Source organism: Stenotrophomonas sp. PD6 (assembly GCF_049199305.1).
Taxonomy (GTDB): Bacteria; Pseudomonadota; Gammaproteobacteria; order Xanthomonadales; family Xanthomonadaceae; genus Stenotrophomonas.
The window spans coordinates 25,236-48,472 of record NZ_JBLZQD010000006.1 but is presented as its reverse complement, the minus strand read 5'-3'; the positions used below and the strand labels follow the sequence as shown (position 1 = coordinate 48,472).

At 68.2% G+C, this 23,237-nt stretch carries 14 protein-coding genes; 4 read left to right on the top strand and 10 right to left on the bottom strand.

Translation table 11 applies throughout. The features are described 5' to 3' along the window. Positions 1-26 precede the first annotated feature (26 nt). Complete coding sequence (gene fhuE / locus ACOZHM_RS10700; RefSeq protein ID WP_421569237.1) at positions 27-2,189, top strand: ferric-rhodotorulic acid/ferric-coprogen receptor FhuE; 2,163 nt, start codon at positions 27-29, stop codon at positions 2,187-2,189. A gap of 69 nt (positions 2,190-2,258) precedes the next feature. Here the strand turns inward: fhuE and ACOZHM_RS10695 are convergent, their stop codons facing one another. From ACOZHM_RS10695 to ACOZHM_RS10685, 3 genes are all read right to left on the bottom strand, one after another. Continuing rightward, entirely contained in the window at positions 2,259-2,888 is a 630-nt protein-coding gene (locus tag ACOZHM_RS10695; protein WP_421569236.1) for a LysE family translocator, read from the bottom strand. A 122-nt stretch (positions 2,889-3,010) separates the two neighbouring features. Further along, on the bottom strand, positions 3,011-5,881 hold the full coding sequence (locus ACOZHM_RS10690; protein ID WP_421569235.1) for a TonB-dependent receptor plug domain-containing protein: 2,871 nt from the start codon (positions 5,879-5,881) through the stop codon (positions 3,011-3,013). A gap of 309 nt (positions 5,882-6,190) precedes the next feature. Then, entirely contained in the window at positions 6,191-6,598 is a 408-nt protein-coding gene (locus tag ACOZHM_RS10685) for an ExbD/TolR family protein (protein ID WP_421569234.1), read from the bottom strand. 231 nt (positions 6,599-6,829) lie between these two features. Between ACOZHM_RS10685 and ACOZHM_RS10680 the strand changes: the two genes are divergently transcribed. Both ACOZHM_RS10680 and ACOZHM_RS10675 read left to right on the top strand, forming a co-directional pair. Further along, complete coding sequence (locus ACOZHM_RS10680; RefSeq protein WP_421569233.1) at positions 6,830-8,809, top strand: transglycosylase SLT domain-containing protein; 1,980 nt, start codon at positions 6,830-6,832, stop codon at positions 8,807-8,809. 69 nt (positions 8,810-8,878) lie between these two features. Further along, a complete protein-coding gene (locus ACOZHM_RS10675) occupies positions 8,879-10,114 on the top strand; it encodes a multifunctional CCA addition/repair protein (protein ID WP_421569232.1) in 1,236 nt (411 codons plus the stop codon). On the opposite strand, the gene ACOZHM_RS10670 is transcribed toward ACOZHM_RS10675, so the two are convergent. The 7 genes from ACOZHM_RS10670 to ACOZHM_RS10640 all read right to left on the bottom strand — a co-directional run bounded on the left by ACOZHM_RS10670 (position 10,111) and on the right by ACOZHM_RS10640 (position 21,763). Then, on the bottom strand, positions 10,111-12,912 hold the full coding sequence (locus ACOZHM_RS10670) for an autotransporter outer membrane beta-barrel domain-containing protein (RefSeq protein WP_421569231.1): 2,802 nt from the start codon (positions 12,910-12,912) through the stop codon (positions 10,111-10,113). The genes ACOZHM_RS10675 and ACOZHM_RS10670 overlap by 4 nt on opposite strands. 128 nt (positions 12,913-13,040) lie before the next feature. Further along, positions 13,041-15,971 carry an autotransporter domain-containing protein gene (locus ACOZHM_RS10665; protein ID WP_421569230.1) on the bottom strand — a complete coding sequence of 977 codons (2,931 nt, stop codon included), beginning with the start codon at positions 15,969-15,971 and terminating at the stop codon, positions 13,041-13,043. A 141-nt stretch (positions 15,972-16,112) separates the two neighbouring features. Continuing rightward, on the bottom strand, positions 16,113-17,180 hold the full coding sequence (locus ACOZHM_RS10660; RefSeq protein ID WP_421569229.1) for an acyltransferase family protein: 1,068 nt from the start codon (positions 17,178-17,180) through the stop codon (positions 16,113-16,115). After that, positions 17,177-18,325 carry an N-acetylglucosamine-6-phosphate deacetylase gene (gene nagA / locus ACOZHM_RS10655; protein WP_421569228.1) on the bottom strand — a complete coding sequence of 383 codons (1,149 nt, stop codon included), beginning with the start codon at positions 18,323-18,325 and terminating at the stop codon, positions 17,177-17,179. The genes ACOZHM_RS10660 and nagA overlap by 4 nt, the downstream gene beginning before the upstream one ends. Beyond that, a complete protein-coding gene (locus ACOZHM_RS10650) occupies positions 18,325-19,353 on the bottom strand; it encodes an SIS domain-containing protein (RefSeq protein ID WP_068854024.1) in 1,029 nt (342 codons plus the stop codon). Before ACOZHM_RS10650 ends, nagA begins: the two co-directional genes overlap by 1 nt. 7 nt (positions 19,354-19,360) lie before the next feature. Then, the gene (locus ACOZHM_RS10645; protein ID WP_421569227.1) at positions 19,361-20,428 is read right to left on the bottom strand and encodes a LacI family DNA-binding transcriptional regulator; all 1,068 of its coding nucleotides are present in this window, start codon (positions 20,426-20,428) and stop codon (positions 19,361-19,363) included. Between the two features lie 42 nt (positions 20,429-20,470). Beyond that, entirely contained in the window at positions 20,471-21,763 is a 1,293-nt protein-coding gene (locus ACOZHM_RS10640) for a sugar MFS transporter (protein WP_421569226.1), read from the bottom strand. A 413-nt stretch (positions 21,764-22,176) separates the two neighbouring features. Between ACOZHM_RS10640 and ACOZHM_RS10635 the strand changes: the two genes are divergently transcribed. Next, entirely contained in the window at positions 22,177-23,151 is a 975-nt protein-coding gene (locus ACOZHM_RS10635) for a glucokinase family protein (RefSeq protein WP_421569393.1), read from the top strand. The last annotated feature ends 86 nt before the right edge of the window (positions 23,152-23,237 follow it).

Here is a 23,237-nt window from a genome sequence, read left to right as displayed (position 1 = left end):
TGCGCGCCGCCGCCCAGGAATCGCCGATGACCCGTACTTCCGCTGTGCTGTCCCGCCCCCTGCCCCACGCCCGCCTGCCGCAGGCGCTGCTGATCGCGCTGGCCACCCTCGCCACCGCGCCCGCCCTCGCGCAGGACGCGACCGCCGACGCCACCACCCTGGACAAGATCGTGGTCAAGGGCGAGCGCGCCGAAGGCTACTCGGTCCGCAAGACCTCGGCGGCCACCCGCTTCGACCTTGCCCCGCGCGAGATTCCGCAGTCGATCAGCATCATCAGCCACCAGCGCATCGAGGACCAGAACCTCGACGACATCATCGACGTACTGGCCAACACCACCGGCATCAGCAGCACCCAGTCCGACACCGAGCGCACCGAGTTCTACGCGCGCGGCTTCTATATCGACAGCTACCAGTACGACAACCTGCCCACCCAGATGGTGCAGAACTGGAGCTACGGCGATTCCGGCCTCGACCTGGCCCTGTACGACCGCGTGGAAGTGGTGCGCGGCGCCACCGGCCTGCTCACCGGCGCGGGCAACCCGTCGGCCTCGGTCAACCTGATCCGCAAGCACGCCGACAGCGCCGAACTCACCGGCAGCGTGTCGGTCAACGTGGGCAGCTGGGGCCGCACCCGCAGCACCGTGGATGTGACCACCCCGCTGAATGCCAGCGGCTCGGTGCGCGCGCGGGTGATCGGCAGCTACCTCGATACCGAATCGCAGATGGACGGCTACGACCAGCACAAGACGCTGGGCTATGCGGTGATCGACGCCGACCTGACCCCGGACACCCAGCTGAGCGTGGGCTACGACTACCAGCAGAAGCGCGCCAACGGCGTGACCTGGGGCGGGTTCCCGATGCTGTTCTCCGACGGCAGCCCGACCCCGTTCGACGCGTCCTTCAGCGCCAACCCGCGCTGGACGTACTGGGACACCACCAGCAAGCGTCTGTTCGCCACGCTCGAACACGGCTTCGCCAACGACTGGAAGGTCCGCGTCGGCGCCACCCATGACGAGACCAAGGCCGACGACAAGCTGTTCTACCCGGCCTACAACGACTGGACCACGGGCGCCTCGCTGCTCGACCCGGTCACCGGTGCGGGCGTCACGCCGTCGGCCGGCTTCTACAACACCGAGCGCAAGGTCGATGCGGTGGACGGCTACGTGGAAGGCCCGTTCCAGCTGTTCGGCCGCGAACACCAGGTCATGGCCGGCCTGAGCTACAACAAGCGCCGGTACGCGAACTACGGCGATTACCAGGGGGGCTGGGCACCACTCGACAACTACCTCAATGGCGTTGCCGACTTCCCGGAACCCAACTGGCTGAGCACCCTGCCGCTGCAGAGCGAAGGCACCATCACCCAGAAGGCCGGTTACGCGGCCACGCGCCTGTCGCTGGCCGACCCGCTGAAGCTGATCCTCGGCGCGCGCTACACCGACTGGAAGAGCGAGGGCGAAGGCGCCGACCGTTCGCACAAGGTCACCACGCCGTACGCCGGCCTGGTCTACGACCTCAACGACACCTGGTCGACCTATGCCGCCTACACCGAGATCTTCCAGCCGCAGACGCTCAAGCAGCAGGACGGCAGCTACCTGGACCCGGTGGACGGCAAGAGCTACGAGGTGGGCGTCAAGGCGGCCTGGTTCGACAACCGCCTCAACGCCTCGCTGGCGGTGTTCCGCATCGAGCAGGACAACGTCGGCCAGGCCACCACCATTCCGGTGCAGGGCAGCCCGAACGAATTTGCCTACATCGCCGCACGCGGCACGGTGAGCCGTGGTTTCGAGCTGGAGTTGAACGGTGAGCTGGCGCCGGGCTGGAACGCCACCTTCGGTGCCTCGCGCTATGTGGCCAAGGACATCAATGGCGCGGACATCAACACCAACCTGCCGCAGACCACCCTCAAGCTGTTCACCAGCTACACCCCGCGGTCGCTGGATGCGCTGACCCTCGGCGGCGGCGCCAACTGGCAGAACGGCATCTACTACCCGGTGCCGGCGTACGGCCGTATCGAACAGGGCAGCTATGCGCTGGTCAGCGCATTCGCGCGCTACCGCATCTCGCCGGAGTTCAGCGTGCAGGCCAACCTCAACAACCTGCTGGACAAGAAGTACTTCTCGCAGATCAACGGCTACGGTGCGTTCGGCGACGGCCGCAACGGCTCGCTCACCTTCACCTGGCAGTTCTGACGGTGGTGCCGGGCTCTGCCCGGCCACCTTTGACACCCAGAAAGCCGGGCTCCGCCCGGCTTTCTGCATTCACACCCGCGCGCGCAGCAACAACGCGCCAAAACCGATGAAGATCGTGCCCACCACCCGGTCGAACACCTTGCGCAGGCCCGGGCGCGACAGGTAGCCGGCCAGGCTGTGGCCGCCGGCGGCATACACCGCGTACCAGAACACCTCCATCAGCGCGAAGGTCGCCACCAGCACCACGAACTGCGGCAGCTGCGGCTGGGAAAGGTCGACGAACTGCGGCAGGAACGCCGATGCGAACAGCAGCAGCTTCGGATTGCTGATGCCGATGATGAAGCCATCGCGGAACAGCACGCGGCGCAACGTGGGCGTCACTACGCCCTCGGCACTGCCCACATCCAGCGGCGCATCGCCGCCGCGCCAGGCCTTGATGCCCAGGTAGACCAGATACGCGACGCCGGCATAGCGCAGCACATCGAACACCAGCGGTGACGCCTTCAGCACCGCGCCGAGGCCGGCCGCGGAAATCGTCAGCGCCAGCACCAGCGCGGTCAGGCAGCCGGCCATCGCCGCCACGCTGCGGCGGAAGCCCACGCGCACGCTGCGTGTCATCACATGCAGCATGTTCGGGCCCGGCGTGCCGCACAGGACGAACACGGTAACGGCGAAGATCCACCAGGTATGCAGGTTCATGACAGAGTCCAAAAGGTAGCGCCGGGCGCTGCCCGGCAGCCCATCATGCCCGCGACGCCGCCAAAAACAACCGGGGCGCCCAGCAGGCGCCCCGGTTGGTACAGCGTTGAATCAACCCCAGCTTAGAAGCGCAGGTCCGCGCGCAGGTACCAGTAACGCCCCTTCGGGATGTCGTAGGTGGACGCGTCGTAGCCGTTGAGCGAGCACGACAGGCAGATCGGCGGATCCTTGTCGAACGCGTTGTTCAAGCCGGCGCTGAGCTGCAGGCCCTTCATCCAGTCGAACTTGTAGCCCACCTGGAAGTCGTTGTAGGTGGTCGCCGCCAGTTCGTTGGTGCCGGCTGTCTGGTCGCTGCACACCGGGAAGGCGGCGGCATCACCGCACTGTTCGGTGAGCTTGGAGATGTGGCGCACCGTCCACGATGCATTCCACGCGCCCAGGTTCCAGCTCAGCGAAGCATTGCTGGTCCATTCCGGAATCGAGCTGTCAGTGACTTCCACGCCCGGTTCCTGCGGCTGCCGCTGGCCTGCCGCACCCACCGCCTCGTAGCGGCCGACGAAGGTGTTCTGCCAGCCGATCTTGAACTGGCCGATATCGCTCTGCGGCAGCGTCCAGAACAGGTCCACGTCCCAGCCGTCGGTCTTGATCGAGCCCAGGTTGGTGAGCCGGTTGTTGAAGCCGCTGACCGCGCCGGTGGAGGCACGGGTGATGCCGCCGCAGTACAGCGGGTCGAGGGTGTCCACGCACAGGTCGAGCTGGGTCTGCGCGTTGATGGCCTGGATGGCGCCTTCGATGTTGTGGCGGTAGAACGTCACCTCCACGTCGAAGCGCTCGGACCACGAGGCGTTGTTGCCGAACCACGGGCTCCACACGAACCCGGCGCTGAAGCTGCGCGAGGTTTCGGGATCCAGCTGGTCATTGCCGCCGGTGGTGACCGAGATCTGCGAGTTGGCCTGCTGGAAGCCGGTGGGCACGCCGAGCGCGGCGCAGTTGGCCGCACTGCCACGCGGTGGCGTGCCGCCCAGGCCCACCGAGCACGGGTCGAACAGCTGCAGGTCGGCACGCGCGGCCGAGCCGTACAGTTCACCGATGGACGGTGCACGGAAGCCTTCGGCATAGCTGGTGCGCAGCACGAAGTCGTCGGTCACCTGCCAGCGCAGGCCGTACTTGGGCGTGAACTCGCCACCGAAGGTGGAATAGTCCGAATAGCGCCCCGCCAGGCTCAGGTCGAGCTTCTCACCGAGCGCGCTCTTGGCGAAGATCGGAATCGCCAGTTCCAGGTACATCTCGTTGACGTCATACGAACCGGAGGTGGGCAGCGACGGCACGCCGTTGTAGTGCCCGGCCACGGTGATCGGATCCGGCTGGTACTCGCCCTCGTACTTGCGGTACTCGTACCCGGTGGCGAACGACACCGGGCCGGCCGGCAGGGTGAACAGGTCGCTGCTCAGGTTCGCGGTGAACAGGCTCAGCTCGTTCTGGCTGCGGTCGTGCACCACCGGCTGGATCCAGTCCAGCATCGGCCGGGTGATCGTGCCCGGGCCGCCGAAGATGTTCAGCGGCACACAGCCCGGCGTGGCCGCGCAGATGGCCGGATCACCCAGCGCGATGTTGGCGTTGTAGATGTTGTAGCTGCCGTAGTTGGTCTGCTCGGCCTTGTTCTTGCTGTACATGCCGTTGATGTCCCACGACCAGCTGCGGTTGGCGGCCTGGAACAGGCCGACCAGACCGGTGGCGAAGTACGTGGTGTTCACTTCCTGCTCGAAGATGCGCGGGCCGCCTTCCACCGGGCGGCGGCCGATCATGCTCAGGTTGCTGGACGAATCCAGGTCGAAGCCGAACGGGTTGTACGGGTTGAGCGCGGAGATGACGATGTTGTCGGCGAGCGGATTGCCGGTAGCGCCGTCAGGCCCGAAGAACAGCGGCTCGGGACCGGCCTGGTTGGTCGATTCGCGGCGGTTGCCCAGCGCCTTGATGTACCACTGCAGGTTGTCGGTGATGTCGAAGCGGAACTGGCCGAAGATGCCCTTGCGCTCGGACGGGGTGAGCAGCAGGTTGTATTCGGCGAAGTTGAAGCGGTCTGCCGTGGTGAAGCAGTGGTAGTCGTCGGTGCGCGCGCACCCGCCAACGCCGTTGAAGGTGGGGTTGGTCGCGCCGTTGTTGGGCGTGATGTTGTAGGCGATGCCGGTATTCGGGTCGGTGAACATGAAGCGGCCGGTCGGCGTGGCCGAGCTGCCGAATGACAGGCCGGTGCCGGGGATCGGGTAACGCGACTGCTCGCGCGTGTTGGCATACACCGGATCCTGCTTGGTCCAGCTGGCGCCGAGGAACAGGCTGTAGCGGTCACCGCTGGTGCCCCAGGCCAGGTCCACGCCCTTCTGGGTGCCGTCGCCCTTGCTGTATTCACCGTAGTTCACGGTGACCTGGCCGCCATCGAACTCGCGGCGGGTGATGATGTTGACCACGCCGGCGATCGCGTCCGAGCCGTACAGCGACGACGCGCCATCTTCGAGCACTTCGATACGTTCGACGATGGCCAGCGGAATGGTGTTGAGGTCGGTGGCCGCGCCCACGCCGGAGGCGGAGGACTCGTTGACCCAACGGATGCCATCGACCAGCACCAGCACGCGTTTGGCGCCGAGATGGCGCAGGTCGACCTGCGCCGAACCGGCGCCCACGCCGCTGCCGTCGGGCGGGAAGCCGAAGTTGCCGGAGGAATTGAACTTGGCATTGAGGGCCGAACCGGACCCGGTGAGCTGCTGCAGCACCTCGCCGATGGAGTTCAGGCCGGTGCGTTCGATCTCACTCCGGGTCAGGGTCTGGATCGGCACCTGGCCTTCGACCTCGGCCCGCTTGATGCGGGTGCCGGTCACTTCCACCCGGTCGAGTTCGGTGGTGGTACGGGGAGTTTCCTGTGCGCTTGCAAGCGCGGGTACGGCCAACAGGCACAACGCTACGGCAACCGCCAGCGGGCGGTGGTGCAGGGTGTTCATTCGCTTCTCTCTCCAAAGGAATGTTGGTCTGGGACCGCCTCGTCTCCCCCTGAAACGCGGCAGCGTCTCCTTTGTAAACAACCTGTAAAGATGAAGGTGTGATGAAAATGCCTATTTCACCCGCACTTAACGAAAACGCCATTCGGCGGCGTATTCAGCCGACAAACGGAAGGCAAAGGCGGCGGATCTTGCGATCGCGGGAGGGGTAGAGCCACCCCATGGGTGGCTGCGCGGTGCCCATCGAAAAACAGCCACGCATGGCGTGGCTCTACAGCCGGGGGGATCCCCCCCGGCCGGGCAGCGGCGCGTTTATGGCTGCACGAACGCGATCTTTTCCATGTTCGCGTTGTTGGCCGCCGCCAGCACCTTGGCCATCACGTCGTATTCGGCGTTGGGGTCGGTGGCGATGCGCAGTTCCGGCAGGTTGCCGATGTTGGCCTGCGCCGCCTCCTGCATGCGTTGCTGCAGCGAGGCCACCGCGACCACCTGGCCATTCCAGCGGACCTGGTTGCTGGCATCCACGCGCAGCTCGATCGGCGGCGGGGGTTCGGTCGGCGGAACCACCGTGGTGGGTTGCGGCAGATTGACCGGGATGGGCATGGACACCATCGGGGCGGTCACGATGAAGATGATCAACAACACCAGCATGACATCCACCAACGGGGTGACGTTGATGTCGGCCAGTGGTCCCGAGCTGCCTGCTGCACTGAATGCCATGGTGTGGTCCCCTTGTCGAACGGTGATGGTTCACGGGTAGCCGGCCAGAGGCCGGCGCTACGCTGCTGCAATGCAGCCAGCCATGGGCTGGCGCTACGGTGCGATCCATTGCGCCGGCAGCTAGGACATTACGCCCGCAGGAGGGGCCTGTTCAGGAGGGCGACGGCTGCCGTTCATGATCGAGTCGGCTTGCCCTCACCGCCTTTCACCCTCGCCCGCTATCCTTTCGGCATGAAACGACTTCCCCTGCTTATCCTCGGTTCCGCCACCCTGCTGGCCTGCACCGCCGTCGTCGCCGACAGCGGCGCCCAGAGCCTGGACGCGCAGCGCGCGCAGATGAAGGCCGCCATCGAAAATGCCGAGCGCGGCCAGTTCGATCCGAGCCAGGCGGCGGCACTGGGCAAGCACCCGCTGTACGGCTGGCTGGAGTACGCCAACCTGCGCCGCAGCATCGATACCGTCAGCAACGCGCAGGCCCAGGACTTCCTTGCCCGTTACAACGGCCAGGCCGTGGCCAGCAGCTTCCGCAGCGTGTGGCTGCCGGCGGTGGCGCGCCGCCAGGACTGGCCCACCCTGCTGGCCAACTGGACGCCCACCGACAATGTCGGCCTGCGCTGCGCCCAGCTCAACGCCCGCCAGGCCACCGGCAAGGCCGATGCGCAGTGGATCAGCGAGGCGCAGGCGATCTGGCGCAGCACCGGCAAGTCGTTGCCCGACGCCTGCGATCCTGTCTTTGCCGTGCTGGACGCCAAGGGCGGGCTGAGCGCCGAGCTGCGCTGGGCGCGCATCGATGCCGCCGCCGACGCCCAGCAGCCCGCCGTGATGCGCAGCGCCGCCCGCGGCCTGCCCGCCGCCGATCTGGCGCTGGCCAATACCTACGCCGCGTTCGTGGACAAACCCAACGCCGGCGCCTTGAACTGGCCGCGCAACGAGCGCAGCCGGCGCATCGCGACCGATGGCCTGGCCAAGCTGGCCAAGGCCGACCCGGATGCCACCGAGCAACAGCTGCCGCAGTACGCCAACGCGCTGCAGCTGAGCCCGGCGCAGCAGGCCGACGTGCTGTACCAGATCGCCTTGTGGACGGTGGCCTCCTACGGCCCGGACTCCGCGCGCCGGCTCAATGCCGTGCCCGACTCGGCCTACGACGAGCGCCTGCACGAATGGCGCGCACGCGAGGCGATGTCGCGCGGCGACTGGCCGGCCACGTTGAGCGCCATCCGCAAGATGGGCCCGACCCAGCGCAGCGACTCGCGCTGGCGCTACTTCGAGGCGCGCATGCTGGACAAGACCGGCAAGCGCAGCGAAGCGCTGCCGCTGTACCGCGAGGCCGCACGCGCCGCCACGTTCCATGGCTTCCTGGCCGCCGACCAGCTGGGCCAGAGCACCTACACGCTGTGCCCGTGGGAACCCAACGACAGCAAGCAGGCGCAGGCCGCCGTGGCGCGTGACCCGGCCATCGTGCGTGCGATGGAGCTGTTCAAGATCGAACGCGCCGGTTGGGCCGTGGCCGAATGGAACGATGCGCTGACCCGCTTCGATACCACCCAGCGCCGCATCGCGGTGGAAGTGGCGCGTGACAACGGCTGGTTCGACCGCGCGGTGTTTTCGCTCGGCAAGACCCCGGACGAACAGCGCCTGTACAGCCTGCGCTTCCCCCTGCACCACGACGATGCGATCCGCCGCGAATCGGCACGCAATGCGATCGATCCGGCCTGGGTAGCGGCCGAAATCCGCGCCGAGAGCATCTTCAATCCGAAGGCGCGCTCGCCGGCCAATGCGATGGGCCTGATGCAGGTGCTGCCGGCCACCGGCGCGAGCGTGGCCAAGTCGGTCGGGCTGACCAACTATGGCGGCGCGGCCAGCCTGTACGACGCCGACACCAACATCGCCATCGGCACCGCTTACCTGCGGCAGCTGATGAACAAGTACGACAGCCTGCCCTACGTGACGATCGCCGCCTACAACGCGGGCCCCACCCCGACCGCACGCTGGCAGTCGCAGCGCCCGAACTTCGACCCGGACATCTGGATCGAGACGATCAGCTACAAGGAAACCCGCGAATACGTGGCGCGCGTGCTGGCCTTCAGCGTGATCTACGACTGGCGCTTGAACGGCAACGCGCTGCCGGTCACCGACCGCATGAACGGGCGACTGCAGGCCAAGCGCAAATCCTTCACCTGCCCGACCGACGCGGACAAGGGCGGCGATTGACCATCGCTGATCATGCAGGGCCGACGGGGGGAGCCGGCCAGAATTACCCGGCCATGGCATCATTCCCCCATGAAAATCTATCTGGTCGGCGGCGCGGTGCGCGACCGCCTGTTGCAGCGTACGCCCGGCGACCGCGACTGGGTGGTGGTCGGTGCCACCCAGCCTGAAATGGAAGCGCTGGGCTACAAAGCCGTGGGCAAGGACTTCCCGGTGTTCCTGCACCCCGACTCGGGCGAGGAATACGCGCTGGCGCGCACCGAACGCAAGTCCGGCCGCGGCTACCGCGGCTTCGTGGTCGATGCCGACCCGTCGGTGACGCTGGAACAGGACCTGCTGCGCCGCGACTTCACCATCAACGCCATCGCCTGCGACGAGGCCACCGGTACGCTGGTGGACCCGTATGGCGGCGTGCGCGACATCGAACAGCGCGTGCTGCGCCACGTGGGCCCCGCCTTCGTTGAAGATCCCCTGCGGGTGCTGCGCGCGGCGCGCTTCATGGCGCGCTTCGCACCGCTCGGCTTCACCGTCGCGCCCGAGACCCTGCAGCTGATGCGGCAGATCGCCGAGAGTGGCGAGCTGGACGCGCTGGTGCCCGAACGCGTGTGGCAGGAACTGCGCCGTGCGCTGGGGTCGGCGCAGCCCTCGGCGTTCCTGCGCACCTTGCACGACGCCGGTGCGCTGCGCGCGGTGCTGCCCGAGCTGGACGCACTGTACGGCGTGCCGCAGCGCGCCGAGTTCCATCCGGAAGTGGATACCGGCGTGCATCAGGAAATGGTCAGCGACATGGCCGCGCGGCTCGCCCCGGGCGACGACCTGGTCGGCTTCGCCGCGCTCACCCACGACCTGGGCAAGGGGCTCACCCCCGAGTCGGAGTGGCCGCGCCATCTCATGCACGAACAGCGCGGCCTCGAACCGCTGCAGGCGCTGTGCGAGCGCATGAAGGTGCCGCTGGAACACCGCCAGCTGGCCGAGGCCGTCTGCCGCGACCACCTCAACGTGCACCGCATCGACGAACTGCGTGACGCCACGGTGCTGGAACTGCTGGGTCGCTTCGACGGCTTCCGCCGCCCCGAGCGCATCGCCCGTATCGCACTCTGCTGCGAGGCGGACAAGCGCGGCCGGCTCGGCTTCGAAGACAGCGAGTACCCGCAGGGCGAGACGCTCAAGCGCGTGCACCAGGCGGCGCTGGCCGTGCAGGCCCGCGACCTGGACCTGACCCACCTGAAGGGCCCGGCCGTTGGCGATGCGCTGGCCCGCGCCCGGATCACGGCAATCGCTGCAGCGCGTGGGCGGTCGTTGCGCTAGAAATCGAACCGCAACCCGAGGCTGCCCTCCAGCACCGTGCGCTCCTTCTGCCGGCTGCTTTCCAGGTCGCGCGTGTAGTCGGCCACGGCAAACGCGCTGACGTTGGCGTTGAAGCGCGCTACCACACCCACGCCCGCTTCCAGCGCGCGGTAGGCCTGCTGGCTCACCAGCGGGTCGCCGCCGATGTCGATGCGGTCTTCGCCGCTCAGCGCCTGCCAGTAGTTGAGCTTGAGGTAGGGCTGCCAGCCGGTGTCGGCGAGGCTGTAGTCGCCCATGAGGCGCAGGCCGGCGCGGCCGGTCCAGGCGTTGTCGGTGTCGATCTTCAGTGTGGATACCGCGTCGGCGGTGTCGTCCATGGCGGTGCGCTGCCAGATCACCTGCAGCTGCGGCTCCAGCCACCAGTTCGACTGGCCGAAGCGCAGCAGCGGCTTGCCGATCTCCAGCGACGCGGTGGTGCCGTCGCCCTTCAGGTCCACACCGATGCCGCGGTTGGACACGCTGTCGCCGTCGTAGCGGCTGCGCATCAGCACCGCATCCAGATAGCCGTTGGCGGCACCCACGCGGGTCCAATACAGGCCCACATGCTTGTCGTCCAGGCTGGCGCGACCGGCGGCGACGTTCTCCCACCCCAGCGCGAAGCCGGTGACGTTGCCGCGCGCACGGGTGCGGCCGACGAACACGCCGATCTGGTCGCGGCTGTCGCCGGCATGTGCGTACAGATCCGCGCCGGCCTGCACGCCCACGAAATCGCCATCGAAGCCGGGCTGCGCATCGCCTTCCCAATGCTGTTCGTGGCTCTGGCCGATCATGCGGCCCCATGCCGTGCGGAACCCACCCTCCCCGCGCAGCAGGCGCTGTTCACCCTGCCGCTCATGGAACGTGCCCAGGCTGGCCAGGCTCGCTTCGCGGACCAGCGGTGGCACCACCGCATAAGGCGGGGTCTCCACGCGGTAGATGGGAATGACCGCCAGCTCCGAGGGCCGCGCGTTGGGCGTCGGCGGCACCAGCAGCGGGCTCACCGTCGGCGCGGGTGTGGGGTCGCCGGGCGTCGCCACCACAACGGGCGCGGGCACCGGCCCGGGAACAATGGTGGAACGCAGGTACCAGCTCTCACCGGTACCTGCGTTCACACCCCCCTTGAAGAGAAAATAGTCGTACGCGCCGGCCGATACCGAGCCGCCGAGCGCGAAGGCGGTGGGGCTGGTGGTGGCGCCATCCACCGCCTGCACCACCAGGATGCCGTCGGCCACGGTACTGCCGCCGGCGCCGCCCACGTTGAGGATGTTCATCACGGTGCTGCCGCTGGCGGTTCCCCCCGCGATCACCAGCCGGTCGGACGCCGACGCATCGCCGCCCAGCACCGTCTGCAGCCGCAGCGAGCCGCCGCTGCCCACGTAGTTGCCCACGATGGTGAAGGCATCGCCGGGCGCGCTCGCGCCGTTGCCCAGATCGATGCGCCCGGCATTGGTGACGGTGACGCGCTGGCCGGCGCCGAACGGCGCGACGCGACCCTGGCCACCGCCGGCGAGCAGCGTACTGTTGGCGTCAACGGTCAGCGTACCGGTGCCGCTGGCCGCATCGCCGAGCGTCAGCGTGCCGTCCATGTCGAGCTCGGTCCCGCCGGTGGCGTTGACCTGCTCCCAGTTGCTGAAACGCGCCACGCCGCCGGTCTTTACGTTGCCCATGTCGAGGCGGTCGGTGCCCGCGCCGCCGTCGAATGCCGACAGCACGCCCAGCTGGGCAGGCGTCAGGTTGGCCAGGCTGGCGCTGTCGTTGCCCTCGCCGAAATCCAGCAGGCCGCGCACCACGCCGCCGCCGCTCCATTCCAGGCGATCGTTGCCCACGCTGAGCAGCACGTTGCCACCGACGCTGCCGCCGGTGATCCTCACCACGTCGTCGCCGCCGCTGACGCTGATGTTGCCGCCGATATCGCCGCCGGACAACTCCACAAGGTCCTTGCCAAGACCGGTGACCAGATTCACGTCGATGCTGCCGCCCGACATCCGGAACACGTTGTCGTCCAGCTTCATGTTGACCCGTCCGATCCGGCCGCCGCTCATCTCGGCGAAATCGCCGTCGTCGAAGCCGCCGACGATGTGCCCGGCGGTCATGTGGAAACTGTCGTAGCCGTCGCCCTGCACCAGCGAGCCGATCGTGCCCCCGGTCATCACGAACGTATCGGGATCGCGGCTCTGGTTCACTTCACCGGTCACGGTACCGCCGCTGATTTCCAGGCTGTCCTGGCCATCGCCCTGGTCGGTACGGTCGATCACCCCGTCGCGCATCACCAGCGTATCGGTGCCTGCGCCCTGCAGCACGCCGCCGGTGATCGTACCGCCCAGCATCTCCACGCGGTCGGCACCGGCACCGAGGAACAGCGCGCCGCTACTGCCGCTGATGACGCCGCGATTGACCACGGTGGTGGCGGTGTTGCTAAGGATCGCGAAGCCGCCCGTGTTGACGATGCTGCCGCTGTTGTTGATCTGCTGCCCGCCGCCGCCGTCCAGCGCGATGGCCACGCCGCTGGCCAGCGCCAGTTGCGCGCCGCTCTGTACGTTGAGGGTGACGTTGGCCGACCCGACCTGGCTGGCGACCGGCGTAGTGTCCGGATTGGGCGCGGCGGTGCTGCAGGTGACGGTCTGTCCGCTGGTGGGCGAAGCGTTGTCGCAGCCAGCCCAGGCCGGGGCCACGGTGCCCAACAGCAGGGTCCCCAATGCGCCCCGCCAGCCGAAGCCGAGGCAGCGCGCGACAGCAGAGGCCAGCCCATTGCGGGCGGGCAGGGAGGCATGGTGTTGCATACACCCTTCCTTTCATCGAGTGAGGAGGCGTACTGCAACGGACCTTTGGTTCCCCCCGTAGGGCCGGCGGGGTTACTGTCTGCCGGCCGCCGTGACGGCCAGGTCAAGATCGGGGGGCGGATAGGCGGCTACCAGTCGAAGCGCAGCCCGAGGTTGCCTTCGATCACCCTGCGTTCCTTCAATGCGCTGCTTTCCAGGTCGCGCGTGTAGTCCGCCACCGCGAAGGCGCTCACATTGGCATTGAAGCGCGCCACCACGCCCACGCCAACTTCCAGCGCGCGCGAGGCCTGCTGGTTGATGATGCGGTTGCTGTCGAAGTCGATGTGGTCTTCGCCCGTCAACGTCTGCCAGTAGTTGAGCTTCAGGTAAGGCTGCCAGCCGTTGCCGGCGATGTCGTAGTCGCCCGCCAGGCGCAGCCCGATGCGGCCGGTCCAGGCATCGTCACCGCCGAAGCGCAGCGGCGCGATGCGGTCGGCCGCATCATCGATCGCAGTGCGTTGCCAGATCACCTGCAGCTGCGGTTCCAGCCACCATGCGGACTGCCCGACGCGCAGCAGCGGCTTGCCGATTTCCAGCGAGGCCGTGGTGCCGTCGCCCTTTACATCAATGCCCAGCCCGCGCGACGAGGTGGCGTCACCGTCGTAGCGGCTCTGCATCAGCACCGCATCGAGGTAGCCGCCGGCACTGCCGACGCGGGTCCAGTACAGGCCCACATGTTTGTCGTCCAGGCGTGTGCGCCCTACCGCCACGTTCTCCCAGCCGATCGCGAAGCCGCTCACGTTGCCCTGCGCGCGGGTGCGCCCGACGAATACGCCGGCCTGGATGCCCTGGATATCGCCATCGAACCCGGGCTCTGCGTCGCCGTCCCAGTGCTGTTCATGGCTCTGCCCGATCAGCCGCGCCCAGGCCGCGCGCACGCCGCCTTGCCCGGCCAGCACGCGCTGTTCCCCCTGGCGCTCATGGAACGTGCCCAGGCTGGCCAGGCTCGTCTCGCGCAGCAAGGGCGGCACCACCGAATACAGGCCGGTTTCGAGGCGATACAGCGGAATGATGTCGCCCTGCGCCGGCGTGGCATCCGGCGAGGGGGGCACCGACAGTGGACCGGGAACGGCCGCAGCGGCCGTGGGCACCGCCGGTGGCGGTTCTTCCGCGGCGGCGGCAACCGGGGCAGGTTCCGGCGGCGGCGGCGGCGGCGCCGGTTCGGCAGCCACGGGGTTGGGGTTCTCCGGAACGTCCGGCGAGGGCGGGGGTGGCAGCGGCGGCGGCGGTGCGCCCAAGGCATCCGGCGGCGGCGGTTCGGGGGTGACCGATGCCACGCCGGTGGGTGGCGCGGCGGCGGCCGCCGCTGCCCCGCCCACCAGGGTGGAGCGCAGGTACCAGTTTTCACCGCTGCCGGCGCTGACGCCGCCCTTGAACAGGAAATACTCGAACGCGCCGGCCGCCAGCGGGTTGTACAGCGCGAACGCCGTCGGGGTGGTGCTGGCGCCGTTGATGGACTGCACCACCAGGATGCCGTCGGCGGCGGTCGCCGCGCCCTGCCCGCCCACGTTGAGAATGCCGATACCGGTCGTGCCACTGGCCACGCCATTGGAAATGACCAGCCGGTCCGACGGTGAATCGTCCGCGCCCAGCACGCTCTGCAGGTACAGCGCGCCACCGTTGCCGGTGTAGTTGCCGGCGATGGTGAACACATCGCCCGCGCCGGTGCCGCCGTTGCTCAGATCGATGCGGCCGGCATTGGCCACCGTCACCGGCAGTGCGCTGTTGAACGCCACGATGCCGGCGCTGACGCCGCCCGCGAACAGCGTACTGGTGGCATCGACATCCAGACTCCCGGTGCCGCTGCCCGCGTCGCCGAGGCGCAGGGGGCCGTCGAACATCATCTGGCTGTCGTTGCGCAGCGCGATCGATTCCCACCCGGTGAAGCGCGCCACGCCGCTGGTCTTGACGTTGTCCATCAGCAGGGTGTCGTTGCCCAGCCCACCGTCGAAGCCGGGCAGCGCGCCCAGGTGGGCCGCATTGAGGCTGGACAGGCTGGCCACATCGTTGCCTTCACCGAAATCCACCAGGCCATACACCACCCCGCCGCCCGCCCAGTCCAGCCGATCGTTGCCCAGGCTGAGGCGGATCTCACCGCGCACGGTGCCACCGGAAATGGTCACGGCATCATCGCCACCGCTGACGCTGATGTTGCCGCCGATGTAGCCATCGGACAGGACGATGGTGTCGCGCCCGAAGCCGGTCACGAGATTGCCGTCGATGGTGCCGCCGGACATGAGGAAGACGTTGTCATCCAGCTTCATGTTGACCCGGCCGATCTGCCCGCCGGTCATCTCGGCGTAATCGCCATCGTCGAACGCGCCAACAATGCGCCCGCCGGTCATGCGGAAGCGGTCATACGCATCGCCCTGCAGCAACGCACCGATGCTGCCGCCGGTCATCAGGAACGTGTCGATGCCGTTGCCCTGCTGGACGGTGCCGGTGATGGTGCCGCCGCTGATTTCCAGGCTGTCCTGGCCATCGCCCTGATCGACGCCGCTGACGGTGCCGGCACGCATCACCATCGCGTCGTTGCCTGCGCCCTGCAGCACGCCACCAGAGATGCTGCCGCCGAGCATGTCCAGGCGGTCATCGCCGGCGCCGAACACGATGCCGCCGGCGCTGCCACTGATCACGCCGCGGTTGACCACCGTGGCGGCGCCACTCAGGAACAACCCGGCCCCCGCCGTGGCGAGAATGCTGCCATCGTTGGTGAGCACATGCCCGCTGCCGCCCTGCAGCGTGATGGCATTGCCGCTGGCGACACTGAGCTGCGCACGGGGCACGATGTTGACGGTGATGGCATTCGCACCGGCCACGCTGGTGACGGCCGTGGTGCCGGGATTGGGCGCTGCAGTGCTGCAGGTGACCGTTTGTCCCGTCGTGGGTGCGGTGTTGTCGCAACCGGCCCAGGCCGGTGCGCTGGCGGCGATCAGCGCGCCGCTGCAGGCGAGCCGGAGGCTGCGGGAGATGCGTTCGCCCAGCAACGAGCGAACCGGCAGGCGGTTCATCGAATGCATACAGCGTTTCCTTGCAGAAGAGGAAGTACCGCAGATGCGACCACCGGAATACACAGGCGGTCGCAGCTACTTTCGCTGCTGCGGTGTGACGCCGCGGTCAACAACAGCGCGCACGGGCGCGCTGCAGGTCACTGAATCAATTCAGATTTTGAAGTACACGCGACGCCGGTCGAGGATCCACACCACGCCCCACCAGAAGGCGACGAAGCCTGCCGCGCACACCAGCGACGCCAGCCTCGGCGCGTCGGGCAACGCCGACAGCAGCAGCGCGTAGCAGGCGGCCCACGCGCCGCTGGAGATCAGCACGAGTGCCATCACCGACGAGCCCAGGTACGCCGCGATCGCATTGACACCGAAGCGGCGACCGATGGCAGGCCAACCCATGCGGTCGATGAGCAGGTGCGCCAGCAGCAACGCCGCAATCGACAACCCACCGCTCCACAGCACGTAGCTGGGCGTCCACAGGTTCTTGTTGAACGGCAGCATCGGCGCCAGCAGCAGGCCGGCGCCGAGCAGCGCCAGCGCAAGCCCGGCCAGCGCGCCCAGGCTGCCGGCGCGCAGCCAGCGCCCGGCGATCAACCCCAGCAGCGTGGTGGCAATGGCCCCGGCACTGCTGAGCAGGCCTTCGGGATCATGACCAAGCCTGGTGATGGCGTCGTACTTGTACAGGAACGGCGCGAACAACGCGGTGTCCACCCGGCTGACCGGATTGAGCCAGGGCTCGAGCGTGTCGGCACCGAGCAGCAACACCGCATAGCCCAGCAGCAGGCCCCACAGCACCCCCCACTGCGTGCGTTGCCGCGTGTGGATGGCCAGCAGACCCACCACCGCCACGCACAGCGCGATGCGCTGCAGGACGCCCCACAGCCGATACGCCGGCAGCTCGAACAACCACCACGCCAGCACGTGCAGCAACGCGCCGGCAATGAGAATGCGCAGCGCGCGGTGCAGCAGCGTGCGGCTCAACGCCGGGCGCGCCGTGGGATCGATGGCGCGCGGTGCGAGGCTGAAGGCCATCGACACACCGGCAATGAACAGGAACAGCGGGAAGATCAGGTCGGTTGGCGTGAACCCGTGCCACTCCGCGTGCAGCAACGGTGCATACACGTGGCTCCAGTCGCCCGGATTGTTGACCAGCAGCATGGCGGCCACGGTGAGTCCGCGCAGGGCATCAATCGAGCCCATCCGCGATGACAGAGGCGTGCTCATGCGTCCTCGCGCTGTCCGGCAATCCAGGTGCTGCGAACCTGCAGCGCATCGTCGAGCAGCACCAGGTCGGCCTGGTAGCCTTCGGCGATCTCGCCCAGGCGATCATCCACGTTGAGGAACTGCGCGGGGTAGCGGGCGGCCATGCGTGCGGCCTCATCCAGCGGCACGCCCAGCAGTTGCACCGCGTTGCGCACGGCGGTAGCCATATCCAGCGCGGAGCCGGCCAGCGAACCGGCGGCGTTGCGCACCACCCCATCGACGGCGGTGATCACCTCGCCATAGAGTTCGTAGCTGGGGCTGTCGGCGCCTACCGGCGGCATCGCGTCGGTCACCAGCATGACCTTGCCGCGCGGCTTGGCCGCCAGCGCCACGCGCAGGCTGGCCGGGTGCACGTGCACGCCGTCGGCGATGATGCCGATCCAGCTGTCGCGGTCTTCCAGTGCGGCGCCCACCGCGCCCGGCTCGCGCCCGGTCAGTGGGGACATCGCGTTGTACAGATGGGTGAAGCCGCGGATGCCGGCGTCCAGCCCGGCACGTGCTTCTTCGTATGTTGCCGCGGTATGCCCGGCGGCAACGATCACGCCGCGCTCGACCAGCGCGCGGATGCTTTCCAGTGGTACCCGTTCCGGTGCCAGGGTCAGCAGGGTCACGCCGTTGTCGAGCGAGGCGGCCAGCGCGATCTCCTCGGCATCGGGCACGCGGAACTTGTTGGCGTCGTGGGTGCCCTTGCGCGCGGGCGCGATATACGGGCCTTCCAGATGGATGCCGATCACGCCGGGCACGCCCTCACGGATCGCCTCACGGGTGGCATCGATCGCCTTGCGCATCACCTGCACGTCGTCGCTGATCAGCGTCGGCAACAGCGCGGTGGTACCGAAGCGGCGGTGCGCGGCGGCCAGCGTGCGCAGGCTCGCCACGTCGGGGGTGTTGTTGAACAGCACTCCGCCGCCGCCATTGACCTGCGCATCGATGAAGCCGGGCAGCAGCCAGCCGCCGCCCAGGTCGACCTGCTCGTCGGCCAGCCCCAGCTGCGGCGCGGCGTCGGAGACCAGCGCGGTGATGCGCCCGTCCTCGATCACCACGGCCAGGTCGTCGCGGAACTCGTCGCCGGCCAGGATGCGGGCGTTGCGCAGGACGGTCTTCATCAGACGGTCTCCGTCACCTTGTTCAGGTGCGGCGGCAGGTCCGGGTTGTGCCCGCGTCGCAGCGCCAGCGCGTTGATGGCCTTGTAGAAGGCCTGCACGGTCAGCAGCGGCGCGCATGCGGGGTGCGGTGCCTGCGGCAGCGGCAGGTCACCGTCCGGCGCGGCCAGCCACACCTGCGCGTCGCGCGCGGCGAACTCGGCGGCCACCGCGCGGGTGCCGGCGCCGGTTTCATCCGGCTGGGCGAAGGCCAGCACCGGGAAGCCCGGGCCGACCAGCGCCATCGGGCCGTGCTTGACCTCGGCCGAGCTGTAGGCCTCGGCGTGCAGGCCGCAGGTTTCCTTGAACTTCAGCGCCGCTTCCTGCGCCGCGCCCAGGCCCAGGCCACGGCCGACCACGAACAGGTTGTGGGCGGGCACCAGGCCGTCGGTCAGTGCCGACCAGTCGCTGTTCCAGGCCTGGCGCAGCGCGTCGGGCAGCGTGCGCAGCGACGCGATCAGCCCGGCATCCTGGCTCCAGTAGGCCACCAGTTGCAGGATCGCCGACAGCGAGGCCAGGTAGCTCTTGGTCGCCGCCACGCTGCGCTCGGCGCCCGCACCCAGCGGAATCACCGTTTCGGCCAGCTGCGCCAGCGGCGAATCTTCCACGTTCACCAGCGCCACCACGCGTGCACCGGCCGCACGCGCGGCCTCGGCATTGCGCAGCAGGTCCGGGCTCTTGCCGGACTGCGAAATGACGATGTACAGCGCGCCGCGCAGTTGCAGCGGCGATTCGTACACCGAACCCACCGACGGTGACGCCGACGCGGTGACCAGACCCAGCTTGGTTTCCAGCAGGTACTTGGCGTAGGTCGCGGCATGGTCGGAACTGCCACGCGCACAGGTCACCACGAACGGCGGCGGCGCCGCGCGCAGGGTCGCGGCCAGCGTCTGCACCGTCGCTTCGTTGCGCGCGAACTGCGCGGCGATCACGTCGGCCGCTTCGGCGGCTTCGCGGAACATCAGGGTGTCGTGCGGGGCTGGCAGGGACATGCGGGACTCAGGTGGTTTCAGGAGTGGGGGGCCGCGACGCGAGCGGCCGCATCGGCGCGGTGGAACCGCGCACGACCAGCTGCGGGACGAAGCCCTGGTTCTGCAGCTGCAGCGGCACATCGTCGTACGCGTCGCTGCGCAGCTGCGCGATCAACAGGCGCGCGGCGTGGCGCGCGATGTCCTCGGTGGCCTGCTTGGCGGTGGTCAGCGGCGGCCACGACTGGCGCGAGAACGGGCTGTCCTCGAAGCCGGCGATGGACAGGTCATACGGCACGTTCATGCCCGCGGACTTGGCCGCCGCCAGCACGCCGGCGGCGATCTCGTCGTTGGAGCCGAAGATCGCAGTGGGCGGCTCGCGCAGCGCCAGCAGGCGGCGCGCGCCACGGAAGCCATCGTCGAAGGTGTAGTCGCCCTGCACCACCAGGTGCTTGTCGACCGTCATGCCGTAGTCGCGCAATGCGGCCTCGTAGCCGGCATGGCGTTCGCCGCTGGAGCGGTGCGACGAGCCACCCCAGAGGAAACCGATGCGCTGGTGGCCGAGCTGGATCAGGTGTTCGGTGATTTCGTAGGCGGCCTCGCGGTCGTCGACGAACACGCAGGCACCGTCCTGCGGATCGGCGGTGGCGGCGATGATGCGCACCAGCTTGATGCCGCGTGCGCTCAGTGCCGCGACCAGGTCGCGGCGTTCGGACATCGGCGCGGTCAGCACCAGCCCGGCCAGGCGCGAGCGCTGCACCCAATCGGCCAGTTCCTCGGCCAGCATCGGCGAGCTGGAATCACAGGGATGGATCTGCAGCCCGAAGCCGGTCTCGCGGCAGGCCGCCAGCACGCCGTTCTGCACGCCGATGATGTGGTACGGGTTGGGGTTGTCGTAGACCAGCCCGATCACCAGCGTGGTACCCGTGCGCAGGTTGCGCGCGGCGGGATCGGGCTCGTAGTCCAGCTCGGCAATGGCGCGGAGCACGCGCGCACGCGTGGCCTGCATGACCGACGGTTCGTTGTTGATGACCCGCGACACGGTCTTCAACGACACCTTGGCCCGTTCGGCGACATCCTTGATGGTCGCTCTGCGCATGCTCTTTTCCTGGCTCACCGGTTGAGCGTCCATGATCGCCGATCACTGCCCGTCGCGGGGCAGTCCGATCCGGTAGCCCCGCAGGGAGTAGAACAGGATGTACAGGTAGCACGGCACCATCAGCCCGGCGAACACCCATTGAAAGTCGAAATGCTGCTTCAGTACCGCGAACGCCTGCGGGATGATCGCGCCACCGGCGATGGCCATCACCAGCAGTGCCGAGCCGGTTTCGGTGAAACGGCCCAGCCCACGGATCGCCAGCGGGAAGATGGCCGGCCACATCATGGCGTTGGCAAAGCCCAGCGCGGCCACGAAGCCCACCGACACATAGCCGTGGGTCAGCAGCGCGCCGATGCAGAACAGCACGCCCAGGCTGGCCGAAATGCTCAGGTAGCGCGACTGCGAGACCAGGTGCGGGATCAGCGCCAGGCCGGCCAGGTAGCCCACCAGCATGGCGAACAGGGTGATGGAGGTGAACAGCTTGGTCTGGTCCAGCGGCAGGCCGAAGCCGTGGCCGTAGGTGCCGATGGCATCGCCGGCCATCACCTCCACGCCCACGTAGACGAACAGGCACAGCACGCCCAGCCACAGATGCGGGAACTGGAAGATGCTGGTGCGCTCGGCCAGGCCGGGCGCACGCGCCGGGGTGGCATTGGCCTCGGAGGTCTTGAGTTCCGGCAACGGCGAGAACAGCACGCCCACCGCCAGCACCACCAGCAGGCCGGCCATGGCCATGTACGGCATCTGGATCTTGGCGGCGAAGGTGTCCAGCAGCGCGTTGCGGGTCACCGGGTCGGCGCTGGCCACCTGTTCGGACAGGTCGCCGATGCCGTGCAGCACCAGCGTGCCGATCAGGAACGGGGCGATCATGCCGGCGATCTTGTTGCAGATGCCCATCAGTGCGATGCGCCGCGCGGCGGTCTCGATCGGGCCGAGGATGCTGATGTACGGGTTGACCGCCGTCTGCAGCAGGGCCAGGCCGCTGCCGATGATGAACAGGCCACTGAGCGCGCCCGGGTACCAGCGCTGCTGCGCGAAGTGCGCAAACACCACCGCGCCGGCCGCCATCACCAGCAGGCTCAGGCTCAGGCCCTTCTTCATGCCGGTGCGCTTGAGGATCCACGAGGCCGGCAGCGCCAGGAAGAAGTACGAGAGGTAGAAGACCATCAGCACCAGGAAGGCGCCCACCTCGTCCAGCTCGAAGGCCAGTTTGACGAAGGTGATCAACGGACCGTTGAGCCAGGTGAAGAAGCCGATCAGGAAGAACAGCACCCCGATGATCATGATCGAGGTGACCACGCTGGAACGCGCGGAGGCAGCAGGCACTGCAGACATCTGGAAGGCTCCTGCATCGACGGCGCGCGGGCGGCGTCGGAAGAGTGGCTGGGAACAACGTTGTCACATTTATTCGATGGGCCACCCGGCTTTGTCAACAATTGGTTTCTGCGCACATCGCGAAAAACCGCATGCTGCACCTGCGCAAAGACACCGCAACGCCCCGCCACGCCTTCACGCGGCCACTGATTGCAACGGCTTTACGAAATCTTGACGGGAGTGGACTGAAAACGTTTTCTTGTGACGCAGGTCGCTGCGGCGCAGCATCGAAAGTGTGAGGTTATCGTTGACATCGTTGTCAGAACGATTACAGACTCCGCTCAATCGCCGGGTCCAGACCTGGCCGTACGTATCCCAAGGGAGCCCGTGTGACCGCAGCCGCCCACGCCGTATCGGCCCATGCCCCCGCCGCGATGCCGCCGCCGTTCCTGGCCGCCGACGTGGGGGGCACGCATGTCCGCGTGGCCCGTGTGCAGGCCAGCCAGGACCCGGCCCACCCGGTCCAGCTGCTGGAATACCGCAAGTTCCGCAACGCCGATTACCCCGGCCTGAGCGCCATCCTGCAGGCGTTCATCGCCGACGGCGAACGCCCCGCGCACTGCGTCGTGGCCACCGCCGGGTATGCCCGTGAAGACGGCACGGTGATCACCGCCAATGTGCCGTGGCCGCTGTCGGCACGCCGGATCGAAGCCGATCTGGGCCTGGAAGCGGTCTACATCGTCAACGACTTCGAGGCCGTGGCCTACGCCGCCGCCCAGGTGGATGCCAGCGGCGTGCTGCAGCTGACCGGCCCGGCCACCGCCCCGCGCGGCCCGACCCTGGTGGTCGGCCCGGGCACGGGCCTGGGCGCGGCGCTGTGGATCCCCACCGCGCATGGCGCGGTGGTGCTGGCCACCGAAGCCGGGCAGCCGACGCTGGCGGTCAGCACCGAACTGGAAATGGCGATCGTGCGGCAGATGCAGACCGAGCACGCGCACGTGTCGGTCGAACATGCGCTGTCCGGCCCCGGCCTGATGAATCTTTATCGCGCGCTGTGCGCCATCGAAGGCCAGCCGGCCGTGCTGGCCACGCCCGATGCGATCACCGCCGCGGCGATGGGCAACCAGGACGTGCTGGCACGCCAGAGCCTGGACGTGTTCTGCGGCCTGCTGGGCAGCACCATCGGCGACATGGCGCTGCAGTACGGCGCACACGGTGGTGTGTACCTGGCCGGCGGCATCCTGCCGCAGATCCGCGAATTCCTGTTGAACAGCAGCTTCGTCACCCGCTACCTCAACAAGGGGCCGATGCGTGAGGCGCTGGAACGTATTCCCGTGAAGGTGGTCGAGCACGGGCAGCTGGGCGTCATCGGCGCCGCCAGCTGGTACCTCGGCCGCACGGACGCTTGATTCACCGCGCCGCCCCTCCCGGGCAGACGGCAATGCAACACGCAGTACGTGGAAGGTAAGTCGCGCACCGGCAACGGTCGCTGGGC